The organism is Bradyrhizobium sp. USDA 3397, assembly GCF_054060965.1.
Map to the genome: position 1 here is coordinate 2,159,910 of NZ_JBSSDS010000001.1, position 26,640 is coordinate 2,186,549.

At 65.1% G+C, this 26,640-nt stretch carries 23 protein-coding genes; 7 read left to right on the plus strand and 16 right to left on the minus strand.

Annotation, left to right across the window (positions count from 1 at the left end; all coding sequences use genetic code 11):
- Window positions 1–97: 97 nt before the first annotated feature.
- From ACVWYQ_RS10335 to flgB, 8 genes are all read right to left on the minus strand, one after another.
- Window positions 98–1,111: a Tim44 domain-containing protein gene (locus tag ACVWYQ_RS10335; protein ID WP_128264483.1), complete on the minus strand. Its 1,014-nt coding sequence runs from the start codon at window positions 1,109–1,111 to the stop codon at window positions 98–100.
- A 230-nt stretch (window positions 1,112–1,341) separates the two neighbouring features.
- The gene (gene cckA, locus ACVWYQ_RS10340) at window positions 1,342–3,927 is read right to left on the minus strand and encodes a cell cycle histidine kinase CckA (protein WP_271545069.1); all 2,586 of its coding nucleotides are present in this window, start codon (window positions 3,925–3,927) and stop codon (window positions 1,342–1,344) included.
- A gap of 155 nt (window positions 3,928–4,082) precedes the next feature.
- Complete coding sequence (flhB, locus tag ACVWYQ_RS10345) at window positions 4,083–5,162, minus strand: flagellar biosynthesis protein FlhB (RefSeq protein ID WP_271545070.1); 1,080 nt, start codon at window positions 5,160–5,162, stop codon at window positions 4,083–4,085.
- Between the two features lie 13 nt (window positions 5,163–5,175).
- Entirely contained in the window at window positions 5,176–5,946 is a 771-nt protein-coding gene (gene fliR / locus ACVWYQ_RS10350) for a flagellar biosynthetic protein FliR (RefSeq protein WP_157280795.1), read from the minus strand.
- Between the two features lie 17 nt (window positions 5,947–5,963).
- Window positions 5,964–6,227 carry a flagellar biosynthesis protein FliQ gene (gene fliQ, locus ACVWYQ_RS10355; protein WP_025037372.1) on the minus strand — a complete coding sequence of 88 codons (264 nt, stop codon included), beginning with the start codon at window positions 6,225–6,227 and terminating at the stop codon, window positions 5,964–5,966.
- Window positions 6,228–6,334: 107 nt separating this feature from the next.
- A complete protein-coding gene (fliE, locus tag ACVWYQ_RS10360) occupies window positions 6,335–6,643 on the minus strand; it encodes a flagellar hook-basal body complex protein FliE (protein ID WP_036043790.1) in 309 nt (102 codons plus the stop codon).
- A gap of 16 nt (window positions 6,644–6,659) precedes the next feature.
- On the minus strand, window positions 6,660–7,085 hold the full coding sequence (gene flgC / locus ACVWYQ_RS10365) for a flagellar basal body rod protein FlgC (protein WP_036013073.1): 426 nt from the start codon (window positions 7,083–7,085) through the stop codon (window positions 6,660–6,662).
- A 19-nt stretch (window positions 7,086–7,104) separates the two neighbouring features.
- Window positions 7,105–7,509, minus strand: a complete 405-nt coding sequence (gene flgB / locus ACVWYQ_RS10370; protein ID WP_271545076.1) for a flagellar basal body rod protein FlgB — start codon at window positions 7,507–7,509, stop codon at window positions 7,105–7,107.
- A gap of 351 nt (window positions 7,510–7,860) precedes the next feature.
- Here flgB and ACVWYQ_RS10375 point away from each other — a divergent pair, with 351 nt between their 5' ends.
- Window positions 7,861–8,835: a flagellar biosynthetic protein FliO gene (locus tag ACVWYQ_RS10375; protein ID WP_456725602.1), complete on the plus strand. Its 975-nt coding sequence runs from the start codon at window positions 7,861–7,863 to the stop codon at window positions 8,833–8,835.
- Window positions 8,832–9,590 (plus strand): flagellar type III secretion system pore protein FliP, encoded by a 759-nt coding sequence (gene fliP / locus ACVWYQ_RS10380; protein WP_271540224.1) that lies wholly within the window; start codon window positions 8,832–8,834, stop codon window positions 9,588–9,590. The genes ACVWYQ_RS10375 and fliP overlap by 4 nt, the downstream gene beginning before the upstream one ends.
- A gap of 189 nt (window positions 9,591–9,779) precedes the next feature.
- Here the strand turns inward: fliP and ACVWYQ_RS10385 are convergent, their stop codons facing one another.
- The 3 genes from ACVWYQ_RS10385 to ACVWYQ_RS10395 form a co-directional block, all read right to left on the minus strand.
- Window positions 9,780–13,502, minus strand: coding sequence for a tetratricopeptide repeat protein (locus ACVWYQ_RS10385; RefSeq protein WP_456725603.1), 3,723 nt, complete (start codon window positions 13,500–13,502; stop codon window positions 9,780–9,782).
- A 214-nt stretch (window positions 13,503–13,716) separates the two neighbouring features.
- Complete coding sequence (locus ACVWYQ_RS10390; protein ID WP_271540228.1) at window positions 13,717–14,622, minus strand: tetratricopeptide repeat protein; 906 nt, start codon at window positions 14,620–14,622, stop codon at window positions 13,717–13,719.
- 64 nt (window positions 14,623–14,686) lie between these two features.
- The gene (locus ACVWYQ_RS10395; RefSeq protein ID WP_157280800.1) at window positions 14,687–15,337 is read right to left on the minus strand and encodes a FecR family protein; all 651 of its coding nucleotides are present in this window, start codon (window positions 15,335–15,337) and stop codon (window positions 14,687–14,689) included.
- 369 nt (window positions 15,338–15,706) lie between these two features.
- Between ACVWYQ_RS10395 and ACVWYQ_RS10400 the strand changes: the two genes are divergently transcribed.
- The gene (locus tag ACVWYQ_RS10400; RefSeq protein ID WP_404539775.1) at window positions 15,707–19,798 is read left to right on the plus strand and encodes a VCBS domain-containing protein; all 4,092 of its coding nucleotides are present in this window, start codon (window positions 15,707–15,709) and stop codon (window positions 19,796–19,798) included.
- A gap of 21 nt (window positions 19,799–19,819) precedes the next feature.
- Here ACVWYQ_RS10400 and ACVWYQ_RS10405 read toward each other — a convergent pair whose 3' ends face one another.
- Window positions 19,820–20,158, minus strand: coding sequence for a hypothetical protein (locus ACVWYQ_RS10405; RefSeq protein WP_456725604.1), 339 nt, complete (start codon window positions 20,156–20,158; stop codon window positions 19,820–19,822).
- A gap of 136 nt (window positions 20,159–20,294) precedes the next feature.
- Here ACVWYQ_RS10405 and ACVWYQ_RS10410 point away from each other — a divergent pair, with 136 nt between their 5' ends.
- Window positions 20,295–20,534, plus strand: a complete 240-nt coding sequence (locus tag ACVWYQ_RS10410) for a hypothetical protein (protein WP_456725605.1) — start codon at window positions 20,295–20,297, stop codon at window positions 20,532–20,534.
- Window positions 20,535–20,615: 81 nt separating this feature from the next.
- Here ACVWYQ_RS10410 and ACVWYQ_RS10415 read toward each other — a convergent pair whose 3' ends face one another.
- Genes ACVWYQ_RS10415 through fliL form a run of 4 tightly spaced genes read right to left on the minus strand, consistent with a single transcriptional unit; the run spans window position 20,616 to window position 23,549 of the window.
- Window positions 20,616–21,377, minus strand: coding sequence for a MotE family protein (locus tag ACVWYQ_RS10415; RefSeq protein WP_036013086.1), 762 nt, complete (start codon window positions 21,375–21,377; stop codon window positions 20,616–20,618).
- A gap of 9 nt (window positions 21,378–21,386) precedes the next feature.
- Complete coding sequence (locus ACVWYQ_RS10420; protein ID WP_074448249.1) at window positions 21,387–21,833, minus strand: DUF6468 domain-containing protein; 447 nt, start codon at window positions 21,831–21,833, stop codon at window positions 21,387–21,389.
- Window positions 21,830–23,032, minus strand: coding sequence for a flagellar motor switch protein FliM (gene fliM, locus ACVWYQ_RS10425; RefSeq protein WP_036027916.1), 1,203 nt, complete (start codon window positions 23,030–23,032; stop codon window positions 21,830–21,832). The genes ACVWYQ_RS10420 and fliM overlap by 4 nt, the downstream gene beginning before the upstream one ends.
- A 19-nt stretch (window positions 23,033–23,051) precedes the next feature.
- Entirely contained in the window at window positions 23,052–23,549 is a 498-nt protein-coding gene (gene fliL, locus ACVWYQ_RS10430; RefSeq protein ID WP_157280803.1) for a flagellar basal body-associated protein FliL, read from the minus strand.
- A gap of 382 nt (window positions 23,550–23,931) precedes the next feature.
- Here fliL and flgF point away from each other — a divergent pair, with 382 nt between their 5' ends.
- Genes flgF through flgA form a run of 3 tightly spaced genes read left to right on the plus strand, consistent with a single transcriptional unit; the run spans window position 23,932 to window position 26,639 of the window.
- Window positions 23,932–24,693 (plus strand): flagellar basal-body rod protein FlgF, encoded by a 762-nt coding sequence (gene flgF, locus ACVWYQ_RS10435; RefSeq protein ID WP_128264476.1) that lies wholly within the window; start codon window positions 23,932–23,934, stop codon window positions 24,691–24,693.
- Window positions 24,694–24,709: 16 nt separating this feature from the next.
- Window positions 24,710–25,498: a flagellar basal-body rod protein FlgG gene (flgG, locus tag ACVWYQ_RS10440; RefSeq protein ID WP_036013098.1), complete on the plus strand. Its 789-nt coding sequence runs from the start codon at window positions 24,710–24,712 to the stop codon at window positions 25,496–25,498.
- A gap of 10 nt (window positions 25,499–25,508) precedes the next feature.
- Window positions 25,509–26,639, plus strand: a complete 1,131-nt coding sequence (gene flgA / locus ACVWYQ_RS10445) for a flagellar basal body P-ring formation chaperone FlgA (protein ID WP_404539766.1) — start codon at window positions 25,509–25,511, stop codon at window positions 26,637–26,639.
- Window position 26,640 lies beyond the last annotated feature (1 nt).

Genomic DNA, 26,640 nt, shown 5'->3' on the forward strand with positions numbered 1-26,640 from the left:
GGCGCCCCCGCTTATTCCGATGCCGTGCTGCGAGAGGCCCAAAAGAAAAGGGCGCCGTGCCGAAGCACGACGCCCTGGTTCCTCATCTCGTCCGCGATCAGTTGGTCTGCTGAATCGCTGACAATTCCCAGCCTGTGCCCGGCCGGCGGGCGAAGGTCCAGATCTCGGTCGCCTCGCCCGGCTGCTCGCTGCCGGCGACGATTGCGCCGGTGTTGCGATCCACCGTCTTGTCGGTGAGCGCGAAGCGCAGCGCCACCGTGGCATAGTCGGTCTCGCCTTCGCGCCAGGCTTCCGCGAGGTCGCCCTGCAACAGCTTCACATCCGTGACCTTGTTGACCACATTGCGGGCGCGGTTCTGGGCGAGGTCCTGCTCGAAATAGGAGACCATTTCCGGCGTCGCGAGCGTGTGCAGCTTGGCCACGTCCTCGTTCGACCAGGCGGCCTGGACGTCGCCGAGCAGGCGCTCGAACGCCTCATAGTCGTCCGGCTTGATCTCGAGCGGCGCGTTGTTGGCGCCGAAGCCGAAGCCGCCGAGGCCGCCACCAAGGCCACCACCGAGACCGCTGCGATAGTTCGTCTGCGGTCCGGGCGCTGCGCCGGCCTCAGCATTGGCGTAAGCCGCCCGCGGAGCGTGACGGCGCTGCCACCAGGACATCGCCAGCCGGACCACGAGCACCACCAGCGCGATCTGGATGATCAGGCCGATGATCGAGGACAGGCCGCCGAGGCCGCCGAACAGGCCGCCACCGAACAGCATGCCGAGCAGGCCGGCGCCGAGGAAGCCGGCTGCAAGGCCGCCCATGAAGCCGCCGGCGCGGCCAAACAGGCCGCCGCGCGCCGGCGCGGTCGCCGCCGAGTTCATGCCTGCGCCCGGCTGGGTGTAGGTGCGGTTGAACTGCGAGGCCGAGCCGGGGGCGGTCGTGGTCGACGGCGGCGCCGAATAGGAGCGCGTACCGCGCGAACCGGACGACATGCCGCCACCCGCGCGGGCGTCGGCCGACGAGATCGTCAGCGCGGTCGGCAGCGCAAGCGCCAGAACGACGGCGATCGCGTTGAAGAATTTCCGGGAGCGAAGCGAGAAAGTCATGTGCGTTTCCCAAATCCCCGGCATGGGGACGTACCCCTAAGATGGTCAGACTTCCCGAAAAGTGAAGCCGGTTTCGAAACTTGCGGCTGCGGCCCTCAGTCGCGGGGATGTGGCAAAAGCCCATATATGACAGGGGTTTTACGGGAACCATTGGAGGATGCTTACCGCCGGGTTTACGACCCGATTTCCGCTTTTCCCCGGGTCCGCGAGCCGAGCTGGCCCACCAGCCGTCATTGCGAGGAGAGCGGCAGGTCTCACCCCTGCTTCGTCATCGTCTCCTTCACCGCCGCCACCAGCTGGCTGAGCGTGAAGGGCTTTGGCAGGAAGTCGAACTGCTGGCCTTCGGGCAGGCTCTTCTCGAAGGCATCCTCGGCATAGCCGGAGACGAAGATGAACTTGATGTCGGGGTTCTTCTCGCGCATGGCCTTCAACAGCGTCGGGCCGTCCATCTCCGGCATGACGACGTCGGAGACGACGAGATCGATCGCGCCACTTTGCTCGTCCAGCACCTCCATGGCCTCGACGCCGTTCTCGGCCTCGACCACGGTGTAGCCGCGCGAGCGCAGGCCGCGGGCATTGAGCGCGCGCAGGCCCTCCTCGTCCTCGACCAGCAGGATGGTGCCCTGCCCGGTGAGGTCGGTACGCGGCTTCGCCTCTGCCGCCGCGGGCGCGGCTTCCTTCGCGGCGCCGCTGGTCGCGCCGATTGCGGCTGCGGGCTGCTCGACCTGCACCTCCGGTTCGGCGATGTGGCGCGGCAGGAAGATGTGGAACGAGGTGCCCTGCCCCGGCTCGGAATCGACGTAGATGAAGCCGCCGGTCTGCTTGACGATGCCGTAGACGGTGGAGAGCCCGAGGCCCGTGCCCTTGCCAACCTCTTTGGTCGAGAAGAACGGCTCGAAGATCTTGTCGCGGATGTCGGCGGGGATGCCGGTGCCGGTGTCGGCGACCTCGATGCGGACATAATCCGCGGCCGGCATGCCCTTATAGGCGAGCTTGCCCGAATCGTCGCTGGTGACGTTGGCGGTGCGGATGATCAGCTTGCCGCCGTCAGGCATGGCGTCGCGCGCGTTCACCGCGAGGTTGACGATCACCTGCTCGAACTGGGAGACGTCGACCTTCACCGGCCAGAGGTCGCGGCCGTGGACGAGGTCGAGCTTGACCTTCTCGCCGATCAGCCGGCGCAACAGCATGGTGAGATCGGACAGCGCGTCCCCGAGATCGAGCACCTGCGGCCGCAGCGTCTGCCGCCGCGAGAACGCCAGCAACTGCCGCACCAGGGTGGCGGCGCGCGTTGCGTTCTGCTTGATCTGCATGATGTCCTGGAAGGACGGGTCGGTCGGCTTGTGCGCGTTTAGCAGGAAGTCGTTCGCCATCATGATGGCGGACAGCACGTTGTTGAAGTCGTGGGCGATGCCGCCGGCGAGCTGGCCGACCGTCTCCATCTTCTGCGACTGGTTGATCTGGTTTTCCAGCGCGCGCCGCTCGGTGGTCTCGAGCATGTGCACGATGGCGGCTTCCGCCTCGGTCTCGGCCGAATCGACCGGCGTCACGAAGAACTGGCCCCAGCGTTCCTTGGCCCCTTCCAGCGCCACCTCGACCGGCGCGATGTCGGCCTTGCCTTCGGCGGCCTGGTTGATGGCCGCGATCAAGAGGTGCCGGTCGCGCGAATTGACCGCGCGGAAGATCGACTTGGAGGAGGTGTCGAGCCCCAGCGCCTGACTGAGCTTGGCGTAGCGCGCATTGGCTCGCACCACGTTGCCGGCGCGATCGACGGTCGCGATCGCCATTGGCGTGTGGTCGAAGAACCGCATGAAGCGCACTTCGGCGGCACGATCAGGGTCGCTGCGCTCGTCGCGGGCGCGGCTGATCACGAGCGTGCGCGAGGGCCCCGGCGCGCCGTCGGCGCCGAAGGCGAGCTTGTGATAGAGCCGCACCGGCATGGTCTTGCCGGTGCGCATGCGCAGGTCGATGTCGAACACCTCGGTCTTCACCTCGCCCGGCACCGCCACGATCGAGGTCAAGAGCGAAGCGCCGTCGCCGGAGACGATGTCGGTGAGCTTCAGGCCGCCGGAGCCGATCTCGGCGAGGTCGTAGTCGAGCCAGTTCGCCAATGTCGCGTTGACATAGGCGAGCTCGCCGGCCGGATTGACCGAGAAGAAGCCGCACGGGGCGTGATCGAGATATTCGATCGCGTGCTGGAGCTCCTGGAACACGTCCTCCTGGCGTTCGCGGTCGCGCGTGATGTCGGCGATCGACCACACCGCGTATTTCGCCTCGCGCTTGCCGGTGCCGAGCGGGCGCACGCGCATGCGCAGCCAGCGGCCCTGATTGCCGTCGTGGCCGGAGATGCGCACCTCTTCCTGCTGCCGCTTGCCCTCGCGGGCGGCCTTGAGCAGCCGGAACACGGCTTCCGAGACGTCGGGATTGCCGATGAAGACGCGCTCGACCGGGCGGACGTCCTGCGGGCCGGTGGCGCCGGTCAGCGTCAGATAGGCGGCATTGGAATAGACCACGTGTCCGCGCGCGTCGGTGACCGCGAGGCCGTCGAAGGCGTGATCGGAGATGCGGCCGATGACGGGATCGTCGAGATTGCGGTCGGCGAAGCGGATGATGCCGGCGGCGAAGGCGAACAGGTTGAACAGGCCGACCATCGCCAGCACGGCGAGGATACCGAGGATATAGGGCTGCGCCTGCGCGCGCCCGAGCGTCATCAGCCCGACGGCCACGGCGACGAGGCCGGCTGCCACCAGCAGCACCAGCGCAATGCTGCCCGAGCGCGGCGACGGCTCGTGCGCCGCAACGGGCTCGCGTGTGAGGTCGTGGTCGGTCTCGGCGGTCATTCTCGAGCTGGCGCAGCCTGTCGGCAGAGAATCAACGCGCCACCGGGCGCGTGGGGTCCTCCCTGCCTGAATCGGACCCTAAGGTGCAAGGGCAGCAAGGGCGAAAGGTACGCTGATTCCCAGATTACGGCCATTTCCGGTACTTTTCGGGCATCTTATCCCCGCCCGGCGCTGAATCCGCGCTTCAGGCGCATGACGTAGCCGATGACTTCGGCAACGGCATGGTAGTGCTCGGTCGGGATTTCCTGGTCGATGTCCACGGTGGCGTAGAGCGCGCGGGCCAGCGGCACGTTCTCCACGATCGGGATGTCGTGCTCGCGCGCGATCTCCCGGATCTTGAAGGCGAGATTGTCGACGCCCTTGGCAACGCAGATCGGCGCGGTCATGCCGCGCTCGTAGGACAACGCCACCGAATAGTGGGTCGGGTTGGTGATGATCACGGAGGCCTTGGGAACCGCCGCCATCATGCGTTTCTTGGCGCGCTGCTGCCGCAGCTGCCTGATCTTGCCCTTGATGTGGGGGTCGCCTTCGGACTGCTTGTACTCTTCCTTGATCTCCTGGAGCGACATCTTCTGCCGCTGGAACCAGCTTCGGTACTGGAAGAAATAGTCGGCGATGGCGACGATCGCCAGCGCGGCGACCACCGCGCCGAGCAGTTGGATGGTCATGCTGGTGCTGGCGCCGAGCATGGCGGCCGGATCGAGCCTGACCATCGCCTCCATGCGATGCCGCTCCGGCCACAGGATCATGGTCATGACCACGGCCAAGGCGACGAGCTTGCCGATGCCCTTGAGAAAATTGGCCGCCGCCTGTTTGCCGAAGATGCGTTTGAAGCCGGCGCCGGGCGAAATCTTGTTGAACTTGGGTTTCAGGGATTCGGCCGACCAAACCAGCCGGTGCTGCAGCATGTTGCCGGTAATGGCCGCCAGCACCAGCATCAACAGGGGCACGCCGACCGCGGCAAGCACGGCGAGCTCGATCTGCTGCATCAGCGCGAGCAGGGCCTTGCCGTCGGTCTTGATCATCCAGGAATTGGCAAGCAGGTTGCGCATCGGCGTCAGCAGCCCGCTGCCGACCGAGCCCGAGAAGGTAGAGACGACGAGCGTGCCGCCCGCCATCATGAACCAGGTGTTGATCTCCTGGCTCTTGGCGACGTCGCCGCGTTCGAGCGCATCGTCGAGGCGCTTTTGCGTCGGGTCTTCTGTTTGACTTTCGGGATCGTTGTCTTCGGCCACCGATCGATCCCCCTCACTTGAGCGGCATCATCTGGTGCATGACACCGATGAAGTAGTCGAGAAAGGTGCCCATCATCGCGGTGAGCACCACGGCAAGCACCAGGAAGCCCGCGAAGATCGACAGCGGCACGCCTACGAAATAGACCTGCATCTGCGGCATCAGCCGCGCCAGCACGCCCAGTCCGATATTGAAGACGAGGCCGAACACCAGGAACGGCCCGGAGAGCTGCAAGCCGAGGCGGAACGCGGCGGAGAAGGCGCGCGTTGCCAGCGAGGCGACGTCGCCGCTCGACACGGTCTCGCCCGGCGAGAAGATCCTGTAGCTGTCGTTCAGCGCCGCGATCACCAGATGATGGCTGTCGGTGGCAAACAGCAGCGTCACGCCCAGCATGGTCAGGAAGTTGCCGACCAGCACGCCCTGCTGGCCCTGCGTCGGATCGACCGAGGTGACGAAGCCGAGCCCCATCTGCTGCGCGATCACGGATCCCGCAACCTGGAGCGCCGACAACGTCACGCGCGCGGTCGCGCCGAGCACGATGCCGATCGCGATCTCATGCAGCATCAGCACCAGCAGCGGCGCCAGCGAGCCCATGTCGACCTGATAGGCGTTGCGATGTAGCGGCAGGATGATCAGCGTGAGCAGCAGCGCGATCGACAGCTTGATCCGCGTCGGGATGTTGGTCTCGCCGAGGCCGGGCAGCAGCATCACCATCGCGCCGACCCGGGCGAAGGCGAGCATGAAGGAAGCGGCGAGCGCCGGCAGCAGCGAGACGTCGATGCGCATAATTCACGCATAGTGCCTCAGCCGCCTATGATTCGCGACGATATCCGCAGCATGTGGGCGTGCATCGAATCGGCCATGAACGGCAGCGCCAACAGCATCGTGGCAAAGATGGCGAGGATCTTCGGCACGTAGATCAGCGTCTGCTCCTGGATCTGCGTCAGCGCCTGGAACAGCGACACGATGACGCCGACCACGAGGCCGACCACCATCAGCGGCGACGACACGATCACGATGGTCCAGATCGCATCGCGCGCGACGTCGAGGGTCTCGGGTCCGGTCATTTGGAGGTTCCGATGGGGTTAGAGGAAGGCGCGAGAAGCGAGTAGCGAATGGCGAGTAGCGGATGGTGGCCAGAGCTGGCCATTCGCCATTCGCCACTCGCTTCAAATCAGATCGGCATCTTCATGATGTCTTCATAGGCCGCGATGACACGGTCGCGGACCGAGACCAGTGTGGACACCGCGACATCGGTGTCTGCGACCGCCGTAACCACGTCCATCACGTTGGCCTTGCCGGAGGCCATTGCCACGGTCTGCGCGTCGGACTTGCGGCCGGATTCCACGACGCTGCCGACGGCGTCCTTCAGCAGCGCGGCGAAGGATTGCCCGTTCGGTTCGCTGCCCTTGCCGGCGCCGGTGTTCTCGAGCACGCGGGCGAGGCTGGCGTAAGCATTGGCGGCGATTGTCGGTGATGCCATGGCTTAAATGTCCTGTTCAGCTCTTGAGGATGTCGAGCGTGCGCTGGATCATCCGGCGCGTCGCACTGATGATGTTGAGGTTGGCCTCGTAGGACCGCTGTGCGTCGCGCATGTCGGTCATCTCGACCACCGAGTTCACGTTGGGATATTTGACGTTGCCGCTGGCATCCGCCGCCGGATTGTTCGGCTCGTATCTGACGCGGAAGGCGGACTGGTCGGGCTTGATCCTGCCGAGGGTGACGACCTGCGCGTCGAGCGTGCGGTCGAGCGCGGATGAGAAGGTCGGCACCTTGCGCCGGTAGGGATCGCCGCCGGCAGTCTGCGCCGTCGAATCCGCATTCGCGATGTTCTCCGAGATCACCCGCATGCGGCCGGCCTGCGCGCGCAGGCCCGAGGTCGCGATTGCCATGGAGCGGGCGAAGTCGCTGCTGTCATTTGCCATGATCCGCCTCCTTTAGGGCCTAACCTTTGCCGATCGCGGTCTTCAGCAGGCGCAGGCTCTTCGAATAGAGCGAGGTCACCGCCGCGTAATCCATCTGGTTGCTGGCGGCCTTCATCATCTCCTCCTCGAGATTGACGGCATTGCCGGCCGGGCGGGTCTCGAAGCCCGCATTCTTGTTCTGGTCGAAGGCGGAAGGGGCCCCCGACGGCGCCAAATGCGAGGCGCTGGTCCGGGTCAGGACCAAGGGCCCCATGGACCCCGTGACGGTGCCGGCCTTGTCGAACTTGGGCTCGACCAGGTCGCGCGGCCGGAATTTCGGCGTGTCGGAATTGGAGACGTTCTCGGACAGGACGCGCTGGCGCTCCTGATGCCACTGCATCTTGGTGCGAAGCACCGACAGTTCCGGAATATCGTTGATGGACATCGTCGCGGCCCCCTCCGCCCCGACGGACCCTAGGGACCGCCGCTAGGCAGAATTTGCCGCCTGTATGGTTAACAGCTGGTTAAGGACCGGTCGTGATGCATGTCCCCAGCCGAAACTGATTCTTGCGCCCCGCCATTCGACGCCGCGAAAAGTGGCATTAACCCAGCCGTTTGGCGAGACGTGCACAGGGCAAGAAGTCGTTTTGGATCGGGCGATTCATGGGTTATTAAGAGTTGGGGACGGCAAAACTTGCCGTGGAACGTTAATAAATCGCAGTTTGGGGCATCGTCCGCCGGTGGTCGATTCGACTGACCATGGGCACGAAAAAAGCGCCATTTGTCGGGGACAAGTATGCAAGGCAGCCCTATCACCTTCATCGTCGCGTTCATCGTCGTTCTGGCGTTGATCGGCGTCGCTGCATGGCTGGTTCGCCGATTCGCCGGAAACCGCATCGGCGCCAACACCCAGCGCGGCCGGATGCCCCGCCTCGCCGTGATCGACGCCGCCGCGGTCGACGGCCGGCGCCGCCTGGTGCTGGTCCGGCGCGACAATGTCGAGCATCTGCTGATGATCGGCGGCCCGACCGACATCGTCGTCGAGCCCAACATCGTTCGCGCCGCGCCCAGCCGCGACCAGATTCCGCAACGTCCGAGTGCCGCCGAACCGCCGCGCCTTGCCCCCCTGCCCGATGCCGGCGGCTGGGCCGACGACGCGCCGCGGCCCGAGCTGCTCGATCATCCCGAACCGCAAATGCCCGAGCCACCGCCGCGGCCCGCGCGGCCATCCTTCGCCGACGAAGTGCGCCGGCCTGCGCCTGCACTGGCCGAACGCCGCAGCGAGCCGGCTCTTGGCGGCTTTACGCCGGAGCCGATCGCGCCACGTCCCGAGCGCGAACCGAGGCCCGAGCCGCTGCCGCCGCGCATCGCCCGCGGCGAGCCGCCGCTGATGCCGCGTCCGCTGCGCGGCAGTGAGCCGATGAAGATGCCGCCGGTGCGGGCCGAGCGCGCCGCGGCGCCACCGCCTCCTCCGCCCGTGCCGCAGGCTGCGCCCGTTCCGCCGCCGGCAGCGGCTGCCGCGCCCTCGAGCGCCGAGCAGAATCTCGCCGAAATGGCGCAGCGACTCGAGGCTGCCCTGCGCCGCCCGGCTGGGGAGGCGGTCGCGCCTCCGGTTGCGCCCGAGCCGCCGCCCGCTCCGGCGCGCGCCGCCCGCAGCGAGCCGCCGGCACCGCCCGCTGCGCCGGCGAAGCCGGCTGCGGAAAAGACCAGCTTTGAAAATCTCGAAGACGAGATGGCCTCCCTGCTCGGCCGTCCGAAGCCGTCTTCGTGAGCTTGCCCGCCCTCCCGCGTAGAGTTCTTTTCCTTTCTGTCCTGGTCGGCGCGGCTTCGCTCGCAATGCCGTCGCATGCCCAGGACATCAGCATCAATCTCGGCGGCGGCGCCGGTGGCGGCGGCGTCACCGAGCGCGCGATCCAGCTGATCGCGCTGCTCACGGTGCTCTCGATCGCCCCGTCGATCCTGATCATGATGACGTCGTTCACGCGCATCGTCGTGGTGCTGTCGCTGCTGCGCACCGCGATGGGCACAGCGACCGCCCCGCCGAACTCGGTGATCATCGCGCTCGCGATGTTCCTGACCTTCTTCGTGATGGGCCCCGTGCTGCAGAAATCCTACGACGAGGGCATCCGCCCGCTTGTCGCCAACCAGATCGGCGTCGAGGATGCATTCCAGCGCGCCTCCGTGCCGCTGCGCGGCTTCATGCAGAAGAACGTGCGCGAAAAGGACCTGAAGCTGTTCCTGGATCTCTCCGGGGAGGCGCCGCCGGCCACGCCCGACGATCTCGCACTTCGCATTCTCGTCCCCGCCTTCATGATCTCCGAGCTAAAGCGCGCCTTCGAGATCGGCTTCCTGTTGTTCCTGCCCTTCCTGATCATCGACCTCGTCGTCGCCTCGGTGCTGATGTCGATGGGCATGATGATGCTGCCGCCGGCGACGATCTCGCTGCCGTTCAAGTTGATCTTCTTCGTGCTGGTCGACGGCTGGTCGCTGGTGGCGGGGAGCTTGGTGCAGAGTTACGGGGGGTAGGGGCTTCGTTCGCTGCCGCGTCCTTTCCGCTCTCAGCGGCAGCCCCCGCTCTCTCCTCGTCATTGCGAGGAGCCCTTGCGACGAAGCAATCCAAACTGCCGCCGCGGAGAGACTCTGGATTGCTTCGCTGCGCTCGCAATGACGAGTTTGCGGCGCGGTCACGGGCCGCGCTTCGCGCGGCACCGAGCTCTACCGCGTCATCTTGATCTGCCGCACGACCGGAATCGTGGGCAGCGAGCCGGTGTGGTCGCTCGTATCTTTGGCCTGCGGCGCGCCGGGCGCGCGGGCGGTGGCGTCGGGGAAGCGCTGCTTCATCTCGCGCAGGAAGCCGTCGAGCGTGTCGACGCTGGCAGCGAGCTTGGCGATCTCGGCGAATTCGGCGCTGGAGGCAGCGGCCGGTTTGCTCGCAATGTCGAAGGCGAGACGGTCGGCGCTCTCGCTCATCAGCGGGGCGTATTTCTCGCGGAAGCGCGACAGGCCGATCGAGTCGTCGGCGAGGGCGTAGCCGACGGCGGCGCGGATGATGTCGCTCTTCTCGACCGCATTGAGCGGCTTGAAGTCGCGGAAGCGGTCTCCGTAATAGAGCTCGATCTGCTCGGCGGACTCGCGCCAGCGCCGCGCTGCCCAGAAGATGTCGGAGCGCAGGCGGAGCACCTCCCGCCCGGCGACGTTGGAGACGATGTCGAGCGCGAGATCATGACGGCCGACGTCGCTCTGCGCACGCGCCTCCAGCAGCAGGCGCTGCTGCCGGAGCTCCCCGGAGAGATCGCTGATGCGGCTGGCGCGCAGCGCGGTGATGGCCAAGTCGGGCTTGCGGTTGGCGAGATAGATCATGGCGAGGCGCGCGGCGACCTGGGCGCGCGCGGCGCCTTCGAGGCGATGATCGATCTGGTATTGCAGGAGCTCGGCGGCCTGGTCGAGCAGATCGATCGAGGCGAGACGGTCGGCGAGACGGCGGATCAGCTCGTCGCCGCGGCGGCCGATCGGCGTCAGCTCGCGGAACTCGTAGAACATCCCGAGCGCCTCGACCGGCGGCAGCTCGTCGCCCTTCGGCCCGAGGAAGATCTGCGTGAACAGCTCGGAGGCGAGATCCTGCGCCTGACGCGAGGCTTCGGCGTTCGGCTGCAGCCTCGTCGCGGTGCGCGCGGCGGTGAGCGCATCGCGGAAGCGCCCGTTCTCGGCATAGAGGCGCGACAGCATCTGCAGCGTCTTGACCTCGATCGCATCGCCGCGCCAGGTCATCGACAGCGTCTCGAGCTCGCGCAACGCCTCTTCCTTGCCGATCTCGTCGCGCTTCTGACGCAGCGCGATCTCGAGCTGCTTGGCCTCGGCCGCAGCCGGACGATCATTCGAGGCGACCGCGAGCTTGTAATCGTCGAGCGCATCCTTGTCGTGGCCGAGCGCCTCGGCGAGCCGGCCGCGCAGCACGGCGAAGCCTGGCGCGGCCTCGGGCGGGACACCGACCACCTCGAGCTCGTTGCGGCGCTTGGAGGCGCCGGCATAGTCCTTCACCTCGAGGGATGCGCGCATAGCGTCCATCGTCACGATGCGCTGGATGTCGAGCGGCAGCGAGGCGATGGCGAATTCGACGTTCTTGAACTTTTCGCGCGCATCGGCCCATTTGCCCTGGCGCGCATAGGCGAGCGCCTTCCAAAGCTGGGAATCGTGGCTATTGCCGATCGCAGGATTGGCGAGATCTTTCAGGCCCTGCGCCGGCCGGCCGATCAGGATGTTGGCGATCGCATGCATGATCAGCGCGCCGCTCTCCTCCTTGTTGAGCGGATCGCTCAGCATCACGTCGGTCACGGCCTTGGCCTCGTGATACATGGCGCGCGACATGTAGAATTGCGCAAGATCGAGCCGCGGCAGCGAACGCAGCGCCGGCTCGACCGCCGAGATCGCCGTCATCAGTTCGCCCTGGCGCGCCATGAAGTTTTCCGACTGGCCCTTGCGCCAGCCTTCGGGACTGAAGATCGGGCGCACGGCGGTCGGCGCCCGCTCGGCCGAGATGTCGACCGGCGACAGGGTCAAACCGCCCTTCTTACCGAGAATGACCTTGTCGGAGCCGACCTCGACGCCGATCTCGTCGGAGTTCGGCCGGATCGCAATGCCGTGCGCGGATTCCAGCAGCGAGAGATCGACGAGGTCCTGCCGCTTGATGAAGCCGCGCACCGGCCGCAGCGCGGTGACGACATAGAGCGTGTCGCCGGCATCGGGATCGGTGAGCTTGTGCAGCTGGCCTGGATTGGCGAACGGGATCGCGATATTGGCGAGCGCGGGATCGGTGATGTTGCGCGACATCATCAGCGGCAGCGGCGTCGCCTGGATCTTGTCGGCGAGCGTCAACATCCAGTTGGTCTCCTTGCCGACCTCCTCGCTCGTCAGCGAATAGACCAGCGGACGTGTGAGACGGATGCGCACCGCCTGTCCCTTGTCGAGCGGGACGCGGCCCACCTCGCCGATCATCGCGCCGCCCTTGGTGCGGATCGCCTCGACATCGACGGGTTTGGGCGTATCGAACACCAGCCACACGGTGTCGCCGCGGCGGAACGCCGCCGCCGGCGTTGCAACCTGAAGCGGGAACGTCACGCGCAAGCCGTCGCTGTCCCGGCGCACATCGACGCTGGCAATCGCGGGCGCGACCGGCACCTCCGCCGGCCCAGCCTTGGCAGCATCCTTGGCAGCATCCTTGACCGGTTCCTTCGCGACCTCCCTGGGCGCTTCGACGGGCGCAGCCGCAGCCGCCGGCGCTGGCGCCGGCTTCGCAGCTTCCTTGGGCGGTTGGGCCGCTTCGGCCGCGGGAGAGGCTGCCGGTTTCGGCGCTTCGGCGGGCGGCAGCGCGGCGGGCGCTTCCACCTTCACCTCGGGCTTGATGTCGATCCTGGCCTCGCGCGCGATCGTCTCGGAGGTCGGCGGTGGGATCTCGCGATGGGCGTCCTTCTTCTCGGCGGCGAGCTTTTCCGGTGCAGGTGCAGGTGCAGGTGCAGCGGCAGCCGCCGGCCCGCGACCGGCCGGCTTCATCTGCGCGATCGTCGCCTCGGGCGTTGCCGCCAACTTACCCTTGTCGGGCTGGAAGGAGACGTCGACGACGTAGTTCTTCTCGTCGCGGAACGAATGCACGTCGGCATCGCCGATCAGCGCAATCTCGACATTGGTCTGGTCGATATCGGACTTCTGCTTGATCGAGGCGACGTTCGGCGGCGCGGCGAGAACCGCGTCCGCCAGGTCGAAATTGAGATTGGCGTTGAAGACGAGCGTCAGCTTCTGCTCGTTGAGCACGGAGGAGACGCCGACCCCGTCGGGCATCTCGAACACGAAGCGCACGAACGTCGGCTGCACCGAGGCGCGCGCGCGGATCGGCGGACGCTTCCTGGACTCCGCGGCGGCACGCTGGGCGCGCAGCGCTCGCTCGGCCGCGCGTGCCCGCTCGGCGAGCTCCTTGACCACGTCCATGGGCAGGCTCGGCGGCGGCCCCTTCCAGCCCTCGGGCAGCAGGTCGATGAAGGTGCGCTCGCCGGCGTTCATGGTGTTGACGGTGACGCGCCGCGCCAGCGACAGGCGGATGGCGCCGCCGTCAGGGTCGCGGCGGGCGGAATTGACGTAATCGGGCGCGCCTTCCGGAATGCGCTCGACGGGAACATCGACGGGCCGGTCGAAGCGGATGACGAGGATCGAGCCCGCGGTCGTCACCTCGGAGGGAACGTCCTCGCCGAGCTTGATGACGAGACGGGCAAAGCCGCCACCGGCTGAAAACGTCGCCTCGCCCCTGATCGGATCGGCCGCCCGGCCGGGCGCCGCAAGGCCAAGCAGGAGACAAGCCGCCAACAAGGCCGCGGCGCGGGCGTGACGCGGCAAGCCCCGCGCCGATGCGCGGGCTCGCGACACAAATCCAGCGGCAGCCTCTCGCGCCATTGGCGGCATTTCTTCCGGTTCGGCGGGCATGCCGGCACTGGCGCCGGCCCGTGCCGTCGACTGTAGGTCTCGCCAATTAAGGACTTGTTAATGCTATGTCTTGATTTGCGGGAACAGCACGCCGTGCCGGATGGAGCGGGGGCCGGTCCGCCAGTTTGAATTTGAGACGCAGGCGGTTAAGCAGTTGTTAACGGCTGCACGACGTCGCGGCCTGTCAGTCCCTTTGCGGCACCCCATAGCGGACAAAATCTTCGGCGATTCGGGCCTCGATCCTTCTGGCTGCCGAGATATCGCTATTGCCGCCCTCTGTGTCGCCGAGCTTGAATCTGGCGACCCCGCGACCGTACAGCGCGCTCGCCAGCTTGGGGGCGTACCGCAGCGCCGCGTTGTAGTCGTCGATAGCCGCGGAGAGTTGTCCCATTTTCAGATTTATCAGGGCTCGCGAATCGTATGTCGCGGCGTTACCCGCTCCCGATCGAAGCACCATGTCGCAGTCCTCCATCGCAGCCTGCAAGGCGCCAAGGACGGCCCGGGCCCAACAGCGTCCGCTCCAAGCCACCTCCATCTTCGGGTCAAGGCGAATTGCTTCGTCATAGTCCTGCGCTGCACGGTCGTACGCATTCCTCTTCAAGAACGCTGCCGCACGGTTGGCAAAGGCAGTGGCATAGTTGGGGTTGAGCTTCAGCGCCTCCTGAAAAGCGCCAAGGGCGAGGTCGTGCGAGCCCGTCCTCAGATAGGCCACTCCGAGGTTGTTGAAGGCTTTCGCATAATTCGGGTTAAGCCGGGTCGCTGCGACGAAGTCCTTGATCGCGCCTTCGTAGTCGGCTTTGGCGCTATGGGCATTGCCCCTGTTGTTGTGGGCGACGGCGAAGCCGTTTGTGCTCCCCTCGCCCGCATCGATAAAGGCCGTGCAGGCCTCGATCCGAGCTTCGGGCGAGACCCGATCTGACCCGTTACATAGCTCGATATTCTTGAGTGAGCTGCTCTTCTTCGACGTCTGCGCCAAGCCTGACGAACCGGACAGTCCAACGATCAGAATGAGCATCCCTGCCCTGATGACACTGGCCCGTGCGATTTTCACACCAAGCGCCGAACTCCGCGAGCGAAACGAAGCACTCATGTTGCGCCTTTCTGCCGGCCGGACGCTGCGCCGGCATCACGGCGGCTTCGATCGAGCAAACTTCTCAGCATCCCCGACAGATAATGAGCCTGCGATTGGCGCTTCGATCGGGCTCCGGCGCCGCGCCGGCCGGCGGCTTCTTCAGGAGCTTGCTTTTGCCCTCTTCGATCAGCGTCGAAAATTTGGCTGACCCGTCATCAGAAATCTCGATGTGCGGCGTCGTACCTCGGATCCCCAACGTGGCGACGGGCGTATCGACCTTCATATCGCCGGTCTTCGCAACATTGCCCGCAACAAAAGTGAACGTTCCCTTGGCAAGACTGAACAGGGTCGCATTGGACTTGCCGGCCGGCTCATACACATAGTGATCCAGCACGATACGGGCGTTGCTCGATAGATTGAACGAGCTGCCGTCGCTAAAATTTATTCCGACCCGGCCGTCGTCTCCGGTCAGCACCACGTCACCAAGATATACGGGATCACCCCTCTTGGCCCGGCCGGGCTCACTTGAGACATTCGCTTGAACGATCACTGCGCCCGCATGTTCGATCGTGACGGAGCCTGTGGCCGTCGCCACCTTCCCGATCGGTTTGGAAGACGAGTTGGCGTCGGCGGGCCCGGCGGAATCGACTTGCGCTTGAGCCGCACTCGGCGAGAAATTTAGAAGCGCCAAGACCAGGCCCGCCGCTATTGAGAATATTTTGGTTCTGCACATGATCCCCCCTTTCTCGAGAGACCTTGTCGGCTGTCGGCGGCTCCATTTTTTGAGTCGCGACGCGCAGCAACAACAAACATAATTCTTGTTTAATATGATTAATCGGCCTACTTTATCGCGGCGGTATGAAAACGCCACAAATTAAATACGTCTGGTTTCTCGATTTAATCACTTTGGCGGGAGGAATGCGCGAATGGCGGCACGCGTTACCGTCGCCGCGCAATGCAACTCTCGATAGCAGATTTGATATTTCGGCGGGCATGCCATCGGCTGCCAGCGCCCAGGATATTTGTCCTTTGGCGAGGGCCGCCCCGAATAGACCACGGCAGCACGCCGAGCCTGAATCGATCACCCAGGCGAGGTCGAGCCATGTCAGCATCCGACATCCAGGTTGGTACCAGGCCCGCAATGGCCTTGCCCGTCCAAATCATCGGACATATTCAGACAGTGATTGGTTGCGGTACGCTTACGCGAGCCAGCGGCATCGCCACACAGGCCGTAGCTGGCGCGCCTGTCTATCGGACTGACGTGATAGAGACCGATGCCGACGGACAGATCACAGTTCGCTTCATCGACGGTACTTCCTTCGACATCTCCTGCGGCACTCGCGTCTCGCTGAGCGCATTCGTGTTCGAAGTCGAAGGCGAGCCATCGACGGCCCTCCTCGACCTGACCCGAAGGAGCTCCACTTCAGCACCAGGCCGGCCGGCAGAAGCCCGGTCTCACCAGACGAACGCGTCAATTGCAGGCATTCGTGGCCGGAGTCACGCAGGCGGGTCCGGAATGTTGACGCTTGCAGCATTGACTTTCTCGCTCGGACGAAATGCCGAAGCCGCGGACCCGGACGTCACGCTCCTGGATGACGACTCCATCACTTACAAGGACCTTGCCCATGGTGCATTTGAGCTCGTAACCAAGGAGCGGATCCCGCGGCGCATCATCGTCGAAGATCCCGGCGAGACGATCGTGCTCAGGAAGGTGGGCTCCAGCATCAGTATCAATCAGGTCACGAACACGGCCGCTCGCATGGATGAGTTGCACGCCGCGCAACAGGACGTGCTCGCCAATCTCGAAGGACAGGGGCCGCATGGCTCAAGCACGCCTCCCTTCGTCAAAACCCAGTCGCTGCAGCCGATCAATTTCATTCAGCCGGATGCGCCCGCGCTGCAGAATTTGCTGGCGCCTGTGTCGCCATTCGTCATTCCCGTTTTCGACCCCATACCGCCGACACTCAGCACCGGAGCGGGGCCGACCGAGCTCGATACGGTGGTGTTTGATACATTCACTGCGACGAGCGGAATCTTCGCTGCCAGCAGCACCAGCGGCAGCGCCAAGCTGACCTTTGGCGTCATAGGGGCGACCGCCGGCGAGACGGTCCTCGGCGGGGTGACATACGACCTGTCAAAGCCCGGTCCGTACGGGACGCTCTACGTCAATAGTACGAGCGGCGCCTACACGTTCGTGCCTGACAGCATCGCAATCAACGCACTGAAGGCGCCCACGACCGACGGTTTCGTCATCACGGTTTCCGACGGCCTCAGTTCTGCGAGCCAGACGTTCACAATCACCGTCAACGGTGTCGACGACGCTGCAATCATCTCCGGCACCACGACCGGCTCGATCGTCGAGGCTGGCGGCATTGCCAATGGAACGCCCGGCACGCCGATTGCGACCGGCACGCTTTCCGATACCGACGTCGACGACCCACCAAATACGTTCACGGCCGTGAGTTCGCCAACGACGAGCACCGGCGGCTATGGCACCTTCACGATGACGGCTGCCGGCGTGTGGACTTACACCGTGGACAATTCGAACCTCGCAGTGCAGAGGCTCAATGCCGGCCAAACGCTGACCGACAGCTTCACGGTGACCACGATCGGAGGCACCCCCCAGGTGGTGACGATCACCATCCAGGGAGCCAGTGATGCAGCGGTCATCTCCGGCGACACGACCGGCGCCGTCATCGAGGCTGGCGGCATCGCCAATGCGAATCCCGGCACGCCTGCCGCGACCGGCACGCTCACCGACACCGACGTCGACACGATCGCAAATGCATTCACGGCAGTCGTCTCGCCAACGGCGAGCACGGCCGGCTACGGCACGTTCACCATGACGGCAGCGGGCGTGTGGACCTACACGCTCGACAACGCCAACAGTGCGGTGCAGGCGCTCAATGGCGGGCAGACACTGACCGACAGCTTTACGGTGACGACTCTGGACGGAACCGCCCAAGTGGTGACGATTACCATCCACGGCAGCAACGATGCTGCCGTGATTTCCGGCACAACCGCCGGATCGGTGACCGAGGCCGGAGGCGTTGCCAACACGACCCCCGGCGCGCCGAGCGCAACCGGCACGCTCGTTGCCGCCGACGTCGACAATGCATCCAATACTTTCACAACTGTGAGTTCGCCCAAGGCAAGCACGGGTGGTTACGGTACCTATACGATCACCGCGGCCGGCGCGTGGACCTACATGCTCGACAATGCGAGCGGCGCGGTGCAGGCGCTGAATGTCGGGGACGCACTCACCGACAGTTTTACTGTCACGACCCTCGACGGCACGCCGCAGGTGGTGACGATCACCATTCACGGCAGCAACGACGCGGCCCTCATTTCCGGCACCACGACCGGCTCAGTGACCGAGGCAGGAACCTTCTCGCCCGGCGCTCCCATCGCGACTGGCACGCTGACCGATACCGACGTCGACAACGCGCCGAATACGTTCACCGCGATCTCTTCACCGACCGCGAGCGACGACGGATACGGCACCTTCACGATGACCGCAGCCGGCGCATGGACGTACACCCTCGACAACAACAACAGCGTGGTTGAGGCTCTCGATTCCGGCGACACCCTGACCGACACATTCACGGTGACCGCGATCGACGGTACCACGCAGACGGTGACCGTCGCCATTCATGGCGCCAGCGATGCTGACCCCAACGATTTTGACAACCTGGCCACCGGATCCGTCGTGATCTCCGATCCCCCGAACGTGTACGGAACGCCGGGGAGCGAAACCATCGCCGGTGGCGGCGACACGGGTCAGGTCATCTATGCGGGAGCCGGCAGTGATACGGTCAATGGGACCGGCAAGACGGACGTTCTCTATGGCGGCTCAGGCAATGACACGATCAAGGGCAACGATGGCAATGATGCCATCTACGGCGGCTCGGGAAACGATACGGTAAACGGCAACAACGGCGCCGATACCATAACCGGCGGATTTGGTGCGGACCAACTCACCGGCAGCAATGGCAACGATCGTTTCGCATATTTGTTCGTCGCCGATTCCCGCGCCGGCCAGTTCGACACCATCACCGACTTCGCGTCGGGATCGGACAGGATCGACCTGACCGCCTTTGGCGCGCTTGGATTTGCCATCCTGGCGTTGAGCTCGACCAGCACGACGGTGCCGGCACATACGATCGCCTGGATCTATGACAGCGCGACGAATGAAACCATCGTGTACGTCAATTCAACGGACCGAACCCTGCACATCGGCGATTCCAGTCTGCTCGAAATCCATTTGCAGGGGATTGCGACCGTCGACGCCTCGGACTTCATCCTGGCACCGGCGGCCGCACCTGTGATCGCCGCCGCCGGCGAGCTCGTCGACCTCACCGCACCCCTGCAGAGTGATGCAGCCGCGGTAGTGACGACCACTTCCGAGATCTCGTCCGTTTCCGGAAGCGGCGACAGCACGCTCCTCGCAGACAGGAGTCCGGAAATTAAGTCAAGCGATTCGACCTACAACCTGAATTCAACTTCGGACCAGATCGGACGAACAGAATATTCCAGCATCTCCGGTTCGGATCCGGTGCAAACGCCCACGACCGAAACGCCCCACATTGATGCGGGAGCTCCCTCGGCCAGCGGAACGTCTACGACCTTGCAATCCGTCGTCGCACCGACGGAGGCCAGCTTTGTCTTCCACTTCACGGGCTTCGACACAGCCTCGGCGGCCGGGAAGAATGGCGCGAATGGTGGTCAGATGCCTGACATTGCCATCGCCGCGCTGAATTTTGATCATATTGCCGCCGAACAGCATGCCGGCCGCGGGCTTGCGCTCGGGAACGATGCTGGGCATCACGGCGTCTCTCCCCAGGAAAGCGCCGACGGGGCGGCTCATGCCCATGGTCGTCGCAGCGATGACACGGCAGACACGGCGCTCAATCCAGGCCTTTCGAAGGCATCGTCCGGAGGTAACGCCCACTCGCTTGCAGGCGAGACGCAGCAGCTCGGCGACTCGTTCCAGTTCAAGGATAACGCTTCAAAGGGCTCACAGCACAACGTCGTGCCGGATCATCTTACAGAGCTTGCCGGTCATCACGCCCACGCAGGAGGACGCGTTGGGTCCGAACCGGCGTTCACGCCTGAACCATCTCCGCCCGATGGTGATCCGCCTCATGGGCCAAGTGCAGCTCACGGCCACGGCTTGCACGATCTGATCGTGTGACGCCCCGAGCCAATGGCGTCTTCAGTGCTGCTTTCCGGCGCCATCGGGCGCCGAGGAACTCTCTTCGTCGAGACAGGATTCCTCATCGTTGCCGGCCTCGCCATCCGGCGGCGCGGCATGCTGATGGCTTAGCGCGGATGTCCATGCGGATGTCATCGCCGTTATGAGCAGCCGGTTGACGGCCTCGATGACGCGTTCTGCTGCGGACGAGTAGTTCATTGCCTCCTCCTGCGCTGCGGACTGCGAATGGGCCGGAGCGTAGGACGACGCCTTGTGCGCCACTGTACGCCACTTCACACCTGCGCGCGTCAAGTCATCGCAGTCCCGGAGGATGCCGCCTGCCCCGGCTGCATCCGCCACGGGATTCTGATTTCCACCTTGACGAGTTGCTGAGCGCGCGCTCACAACCTTCGGCTCGTTGCGGTTCGCGCGCGACTCTGAATCAGATGTGAATCTCGGCGATGCAAATCGCATTGGTTAGCTCTGGGGGTAATCAATGAGCGGAGAAGCCGGTTGCATTGTGTGTAGCAGTGCAAGAGCGGTCGTCGCGATCGTCCCGATTGCCAGAGGATATGCCCTGAAGACATATGAATGTGCCTGTTGCCACAGCACCCTGCAGCTCGTGACCCGCGTCTCAAAGGCGGCGCTGATCAAGCAGCAGGTCAATATCCTCGCCCAGATGGAGCAGCAGTTGCGCCCGCCTGTTCGCAGGGTGCAACAGGCCTTCGCGAATTAGGCGCACGAGTCATTTCGCTGGGCTTCAGTCGAACGACCGCGCGACAGCGCGCGGATTTAAAGCGCGTTTCTCCTCGAGCCCTCAATTCGGCTTTTGCGTCGGCTTGCCGTCGATCTTGGGCAATTCGCCGGCCGAGGCGGACTGATCGCCGCCGCCATTGGCGCGGCGGGCCATCTCGACGGTCAGCCGCTCGGCGGCTTCCGATGACATCAGACCCAGGATGTCCGACATCTTGCGCGGCGCGATCGCCGAGGCGATCTCGATCAGCACGCCCATTTCGAGCCGGTCGAACACCCGCGCGGCATCCTTGGGCTTCATGCCCTCGTACATGGTCACGAGGCCCTTCATGCGCTGGGCTTCGGCGGCCTTTTGCTCGGCCTGGGTCGCGGAGATGCGGGTTTCCACCGCCTTCATCTCCTCGACCTTGGTCTCGATGCGCTTCTCGGCCGACTTGAGCAGGCTTTCGCGGATGTCGATCTCGCGCTGCCGCGCCTCGATCTCCTGCCGCCGCGCCTGCAACCGTTCCAGGATCGCGCGCTCCGCGGCCGAGACCTGCGGCTGGCCCTCGTCGATCTTGACGACGGTGCCACCCTCCATCTTGGTCTCGGGCGCTGCCGGCTTGGGTGCTTCCTTCGGCGCAGGGGTCGAGCCGGTGATGTCGGGATCCTCGCGGCCGGTCGGGAAGTTCAGGTTCTCTTCCGCCCAGGATTTCTTGCCCTGGTTCGGCTTGTAGTCGAAGACGTAGCCGCCGTTGATCGCAAGGCCCGCCACCTTCAGCGTGGCGAGGCCGGCGACGGCGACCAGGACGACCGGAATGACGCGGATGTTACGAAAGGACTTCATACCCAGGCTTCATGCGGCAAGGCCGTTGGATCGTCGGCGCTCGGAGAAGGCTTCGGCGGCCGCCGCCACCGCCTTCGCGGACGACGGCTTGGGCGCGGGCGCGGCGACCGTCTCCGGATTGGTGACGGGACGCGCGGCGATCGCGATCTTGGACAGGCGCCGCACCACGTTGTCGGCCTCGCCGAGCTGCTTGTAGAGCTGATCCGACATCTGCGTCGCGGCGGCGAGCTGGCTGCCGAGGTTCTCGTTGACGTCGCGCACGGCCAGCTTCAGCCCGCCGATCGCGCGCTCGGCGATCTCGGTCGCGGTGATCAGCTCGGCGATGACGGCCTTCAGCGAATGCTCGTCCGCCTTCAGCCGCCTCAAGCGCTTGTTGAGCGTGACGCAGTAGACGATCGTCAGCATCAGCAGGATAGCCACCAGCGTCTCGATCGCCATTCCCAGGGAGTGGTTCATGGGGCCTCCATCATCTTGTTCTGCTCGTCCACCTTTTCGAACATCGCAAGTGTCGTACTTGGCTTGCGCAAGGGTTTCGTCACACGGATCGCGACGCGGTCGCCGACCCGGCCCATCCGCCCCTCGGTCAGCGTGACGTCGCCGCAACGCACGGTGACGTTGGCGTCGGCGCGCATGTCGAGCGGCAGCGTGTCGCCCACCTTGAGCCGCATCAGCTGCTTGAGCGGAATGTCGGCCTCGTAGAGCACGGCGTCGACCGCGATCTCGGCCTGCACGATCTCGGTGGCGAAGTGGCCCTCCCAGACCGGGTCGCGGCCGAACTTTTCGCCCATGAACATCTGGAGCAGGACGCCCCGGATCGGCTCGATGGTCGCGTAAGGCAGCAGCAGCTCGATGTTGCCGCCGCGGTCTTCCATGTCGATGCGCAGGCGCACCAGGATCGCGGCGTTGGCGGGACGGCTGATCGCGGCGAAACGCGGATTGGTCTCGAGCCGGTCGATCGAGAAGGTCACCGGCGACAGCGGCCGGAACGCCTGCTCGGCGTCGGCCAGCACCACCTCGACCAGCCGCTTGACCAGCTCGGTCTCGATCGTGGTGTAGGGCCGGCCCTCGATGCGCAGCTGGCTGGTGCCGCGGCGGCCGCCGAGCAGCACGTCGATCATCGAATAGATCAGGTTGGAATCGACCGTCGCCATGCCGAAGTTCTCCCACTCCTCGGCCTTGAAGACGGTGAGGACGGCGGGCAGCGGGATCGAGTTCATGTAGTCGCCGAAGCGCACCGAGGTGATGCGGTCGAGCGAGACTTCGACGTTGTCTGAGGTGAAATTGCGCAAGGAGGTCGTCATCAACCGCACCAGGCGGTCGAAGACGATTTCGAGCATCGGCAGGCGCTCGTAGGAGACCATCGCCGAATCGATGATCGCGCGAATGCCGGAATGGTCGTCGAGCGTGACGTCACCGACGGTGAAGCCGAGGAGATTGTCGATCTCCTCCTGGGACAGCACCCGCTCGCCGGAGTTCTTGCCGGTGCCGAGATCGCGGCTGCCGTCCTCGACCATGGCGGCCCATTGCAGGGCCATGGTCTCCGATAGTTCGTTCTCGGCGGCAGCCTTTGCCGCCTCGGCGGGATCCTCGCTATCGAGCGAGGCCTCCCACTGGGCGGCAATTGCATCCTGGTCGACTTGGTCGTTGCCCGCCATGATCCCTAGCCCGTCATGCTCACTGGACCACGACTTCCTTGAACAGCACGGCGCTGACCTGGATCGGGGCGACCGCCGCGTTGACGCGCTTGGTCAGCTCCTCCTTGAGGCGGAAGATGCCGGCCGAACCGTTGAGGTCGGACGGGCGCAGCTCGCGCACATAGGTCTGGAAGATGTCGGTGACGCGCGGCATCGTCGGCTTGATCGCCTCGATCTGCTTCTCTTCCTTCAGCTCCAGCACGATCTTCAACCGCAGATATTGCACGCGCTCGCCGGGCGAGCCGGCGAGGTTGACCATGAGGTCGGGAACGTCGACGAAAGCCGGCGGCTTCGGCGGCGGCGCGGCCTCGGCATGATGCTCGGCATCGCCATGACGGAAGAAGAAGAACCAGGTCGCGGCACCGCCGCCGAGCACAGCAAGCACGCCGACGACCATGATGATGAGCTTGAGCTTGTTCTTCGGCGGAGCGGCTTCCGCGCCCTCGGCGGCTGCGCCACCTTCCTCATTCTCTGCCATGGTTGCCGCGCCCGGTTATCTCTCAAAGGGGTCGAAAGAGCGAAGCCTCCTGGCAGACAATGACGCGATACGAATGCCCCAGCGCAATGCGCTCCTCTGATGCGCAAACGCTACGGTAATAATGGTTAACGGAATCTTTCGATTGGGCCGCCGCTAGGAAAAATCTGCCGGGCAAACATGGCTAACAGAACCTTTCTGCCGCCTGCTCCCGCCCCTCGAAAGGCGCCAACACATTGAAGTTACGTGATTTTCCTGATTGGCACGGCTTTCGCTGAGAGAGGCCCGAGACCTCACGGCTTGGGAGAGCCCGACGGTCTCGGTCACGGGGTCCGCCAGGCGCTTGGGAGAGCGAAATGGCAGATCCGCTCAGGGGAGATTTCCGATGCAGAACGCGCGTCTGATCGGCTTGTCACGGCAGATGACGTTGGAACGGCAGATGGATGTCATCGCCAACAACGTCGCCAATGCCAACACCAACGGCTTCAAGTCCGACCATTCGCTGTTCGAGGAATACCTGAACTCGAACGCGCGTGAGGACAATTTCATCGGCCGCGACCGCCGGGTCTCCTATGTCCAGGACCGCGGCACCTTCCGCAACATCAGCCAGGGGCCGCTGGAGCCGACCAACAATCCGCTCGACATGGCGATCAACGGCGGCGCCTATTTCGCAGTGCAGGCCAACGGCGGCGAGTTTTATACCCGCGACGGCAAGTTCTCGCTCAACAGCACCGGCCAGCTCGTCACCGCCGACGGCAATCTCGTGCTCGGCAATGCCGGCCCGATCACCTTTCAGCCGACCGACCACGACATCAACGTCGCGCCCGACGGCACCGTCACGGTGCTCGAGGGCACGGCGCGAACCGACTCGATCCGCGGCAAGATCCGCATGGTCTCGTTCGACGATCCGGCCAAGCTGACCAAGCTCGGCGCCAATCTCTATGCCGCTGGCTCGGCGAACCAGCAGCCCGACACCAAGTCCACCCTGCAGCAGGGTTATGTCGAGAAGTCGAACGTGAATGCGGTCGGCGAGATGACCCGCATGGTCGAGGTGATGCGCAGCTACGCCGCGGTTGCCAACCTGCTGCAGCAGCAGAGCGACCTCCACAAATCGGCGATCGAGAAGCTCGCCGACGTTCCGGCCTGATTGAAGGAGAACTGAGATGCAGGCGCTTCACACCGCAGCGACCGGAATGGCGGCACAGGAACTCAACGTTCAGGTGATCTCCAACAACATCGCCAACCTCCGCACCACCGGCTTCAAGAAGCAGACGGCGGCGTTCCAGGACCTGATCTACGAGCACGTCCGCCGCGTCGGCGCCCAGTCGTCGGACCAGGGCACCATCCTGCCTGTCGGCGTCGACATCGGCGGCGGCGTCAAGACCGTCGGCACGCCGCGCAGCATGACGCAAGGCACGCTGTCGCAGACCGGCAACGACCTCGATCTCGCCATCTCGGGCGAGGGCTTCTTCAAGATCCTGATGCCCGATGGCACCTTCCAGTACACCCGCGACGGCACCTTCCAGATGGACAATCAGGGCCGCGTCGTCACCGCGCAGGGCAATCCGGTGCAGCCCACTATCACCATTCCCAACAACGCCTCGGGCATCTCCGTGAGCGAGCAGGGCCAGGTCTCGGTGACGTTGCCGGGCTCAACCACCTCCTCGATCGTCGGCCAGATCGGCGTCACGCGCTTCATCAACAAGGCGGGCCTGCAGCCGGTCGGCAACAACCAGTTCACCGAGACGCCCTCGTCCGGTGCGCCGCAGGACGGCACCGCGAACACAGAAGGTTACGGCAAGCTCACGCAAGGAAGCCTCGAGCAGGCCAATGTCGACGTCGTCTCGGAGATGAGCGACCTGATCGCCGCCCAGCGCGCCTACGAGATGAACGCCAAGGTGATCAGCGCCGCCGACCAGATGATGCAATCGACCACGGCGCTGTTCCGCTGAGGTGATGACGATGATCCGCGCCACCCTCGCCGCCATCTCCACTCTTGTCGCGCTGGCTTTGCCAGCAGCGGCCGCCAACGATTTCATCGCCGCGCCGACGCTGCGCGCAAGCGTCACGGTGACCTCGGACGTGGTCCGGATCGGCGATCTCATCGACAACGCCGGATCGGCCGCGCTGATCCCGGTCTACCGCTCGCCCGATCTCGGCACCACCGGCACGCTGACGGTCGGCGAGGTGCTGTCGGTGCTGCGGGCCAAACAGGTGATCGGCGTCATGACCGGGGACATCAAGGAGGTCCAGGTCACCCGCCTCGCGCGCACGCTCGCGAGCAAGGATATCGAGAACGCCGTCGCCGCGGCGCTTGAGCGGCGCTTCGGCCTCGGAGACGCCGCCAACATCACCATCACGTTCGACCGCAGCGTCGCCGAGATGCGGCTGGACGCCTCCAACAGCGGCGGGCTGCAGCCGGTCGCAACCCGCTATGATGCCCGCAGCGGCCGTTTCGATATCGCCTTCGAGATCGCCAACGACGGCAACGCCGCGCCGACCAAGCTGCGCTTCACGGGCACCGCGATCGAGACGGTGGAGGTGGCCGTGCTGACGCGTGACATCGACCGCACCGAGTTGCTGAAATCCTCCGATCTGTCGTTGGAGCGCCGGCCGAAGGCCGAGGTCGCCGGCGAGCCGGCCTCGCGCGACCGCAGCATCGGCATGCAGCTGCGCCGAGCAACGCGCGCGGGCACGCCGATCCGCGCCGCCGACCTCGTCAAGCCCGACTTCGTGGTGCGCGATCAGGCCGTCACCATCATCTACCAGGTGCCCGGCCTCTATCTCACCACGCGCGGCAAGGCGATCGAGAGCGGCGCCGAGGGCGACACCATCAGCGTGCTCAATCTGCATTCCAAGCGCACGTTGACCGGGGTCATCACCGGCCGCGGCCAGGTGACCGTCCAGGGCGCCAGCCAGTCCGCGCCGATGGCGCCGGTGGTCGAGCAGACCTCGTCGGTCAAGCGCGACGAAGCGCCGGCGGCCGCGGCCCTGGCGCAGAGCCTGGTCCAGGCGCCCGCGTCCGCAGCCGAGATCGCCCAAGCCCGGATTCCGCAAGTTCGTCTCTCGCAAGCTCCAGCCAAGTCAGAGTAGA

Coding starts and splice junctions, on each gene's coding strand:
- ACVWYQ_RS10335 (WP_128264483.1), bottom strand. CDS start 1,111: ATGCCGGGGATTTGGGAAACGCACATGACTTTCTCGCTTCGCTCCCGG.
- cckA (WP_271545069.1), bottom strand. CDS start 3,927: ATGACCGCCGAGACCGACCACGACCTCACACGCGAGCCCGTTGCGGCG.
- fliR (WP_157280795.1), bottom strand. CDS start 5,946: ATGCGCATCGACGTCTCGCTGCTGCCGGCGCTCGCCGCTTCCTTCATG.
- fliQ (WP_025037372.1), bottom strand. CDS start 6,227: ATGACCGGACCCGAGACCCTCGACGTCGCGCGCGATGCGATCTGGACC.
- fliE (WP_036043790.1), bottom strand. CDS start 6,643: ATGGCATCACCGACAATCGCCGCCAATGCTTACGCCAGCCTCGCCCGC.
- flgC (WP_036013073.1), bottom strand. CDS start 7,085: ATGGCAAATGACAGCAGCGACTTCGCCCGCTCCATGGCAATCGCGACC.
- flgB (WP_271545076.1), bottom strand. CDS start 7,509: ATGTCCATCAACGATATTCCGGAACTGTCGGTGCTTCGCACCAAGATG.
- ACVWYQ_RS10375 (WP_456725602.1), top strand. CDS start 7,861: ATGCAAGGCAGCCCTATCACCTTCATCGTCGCGTTCATCGTCGTTCTG.
- ACVWYQ_RS10385 (WP_456725603.1), bottom strand. CDS start 13,502: ATGGCGCGAGAGGCTGCCGCTGGATTTGTGTCGCGAGCCCGCGCATCG.
- ACVWYQ_RS10390 (WP_271540228.1), bottom strand. CDS start 14,622: ATGAGTGCTTCGTTTCGCTCGCGGAGTTCGGCGCTTGGTGTGAAAATC.
- ACVWYQ_RS10395 (WP_157280800.1), bottom strand. CDS start 15,337: ATGTGCAGAACCAAAATATTCTCAATAGCGGCGGGCCTGGTCTTGGCG.
- ACVWYQ_RS10400 (WP_404539775.1), top strand. CDS start 15,707: ATGTCAGCATCCGACATCCAGGTTGGTACCAGGCCCGCAATGGCCTTG.
- ACVWYQ_RS10410 (WP_456725605.1), top strand. CDS start 20,295: ATGAGCGGAGAAGCCGGTTGCATTGTGTGTAGCAGTGCAAGAGCGGTC.
- ACVWYQ_RS10415 (WP_036013086.1), bottom strand. CDS start 21,377: ATGAAGTCCTTTCGTAACATCCGCGTCATTCCGGTCGTCCTGGTCGCC.
- ACVWYQ_RS10420 (WP_074448249.1), bottom strand. CDS start 21,833: ATGAACCACTCCCTGGGAATGGCGATCGAGACGCTGGTGGCTATCCTG.
- fliM (WP_036027916.1), bottom strand. CDS start 23,032: ATGGCGGGCAACGACCAAGTCGACCAGGATGCAATTGCCGCCCAGTGG.
- fliL (WP_157280803.1), bottom strand. CDS start 23,549: ATGGCAGAGAATGAGGAAGGTGGCGCAGCCGCCGAGGGCGCGGAAGCC.
- flgF (WP_128264476.1), top strand. CDS start 23,932: ATGCAGAACGCGCGTCTGATCGGCTTGTCACGGCAGATGACGTTGGAA.
- flgG (WP_036013098.1), top strand. CDS start 24,710: ATGCAGGCGCTTCACACCGCAGCGACCGGAATGGCGGCACAGGAACTC.
- flgA (WP_404539766.1), top strand. CDS start 25,509: ATGATCCGCGCCACCCTCGCCGCCATCTCCACTCTTGTCGCGCTGGCT.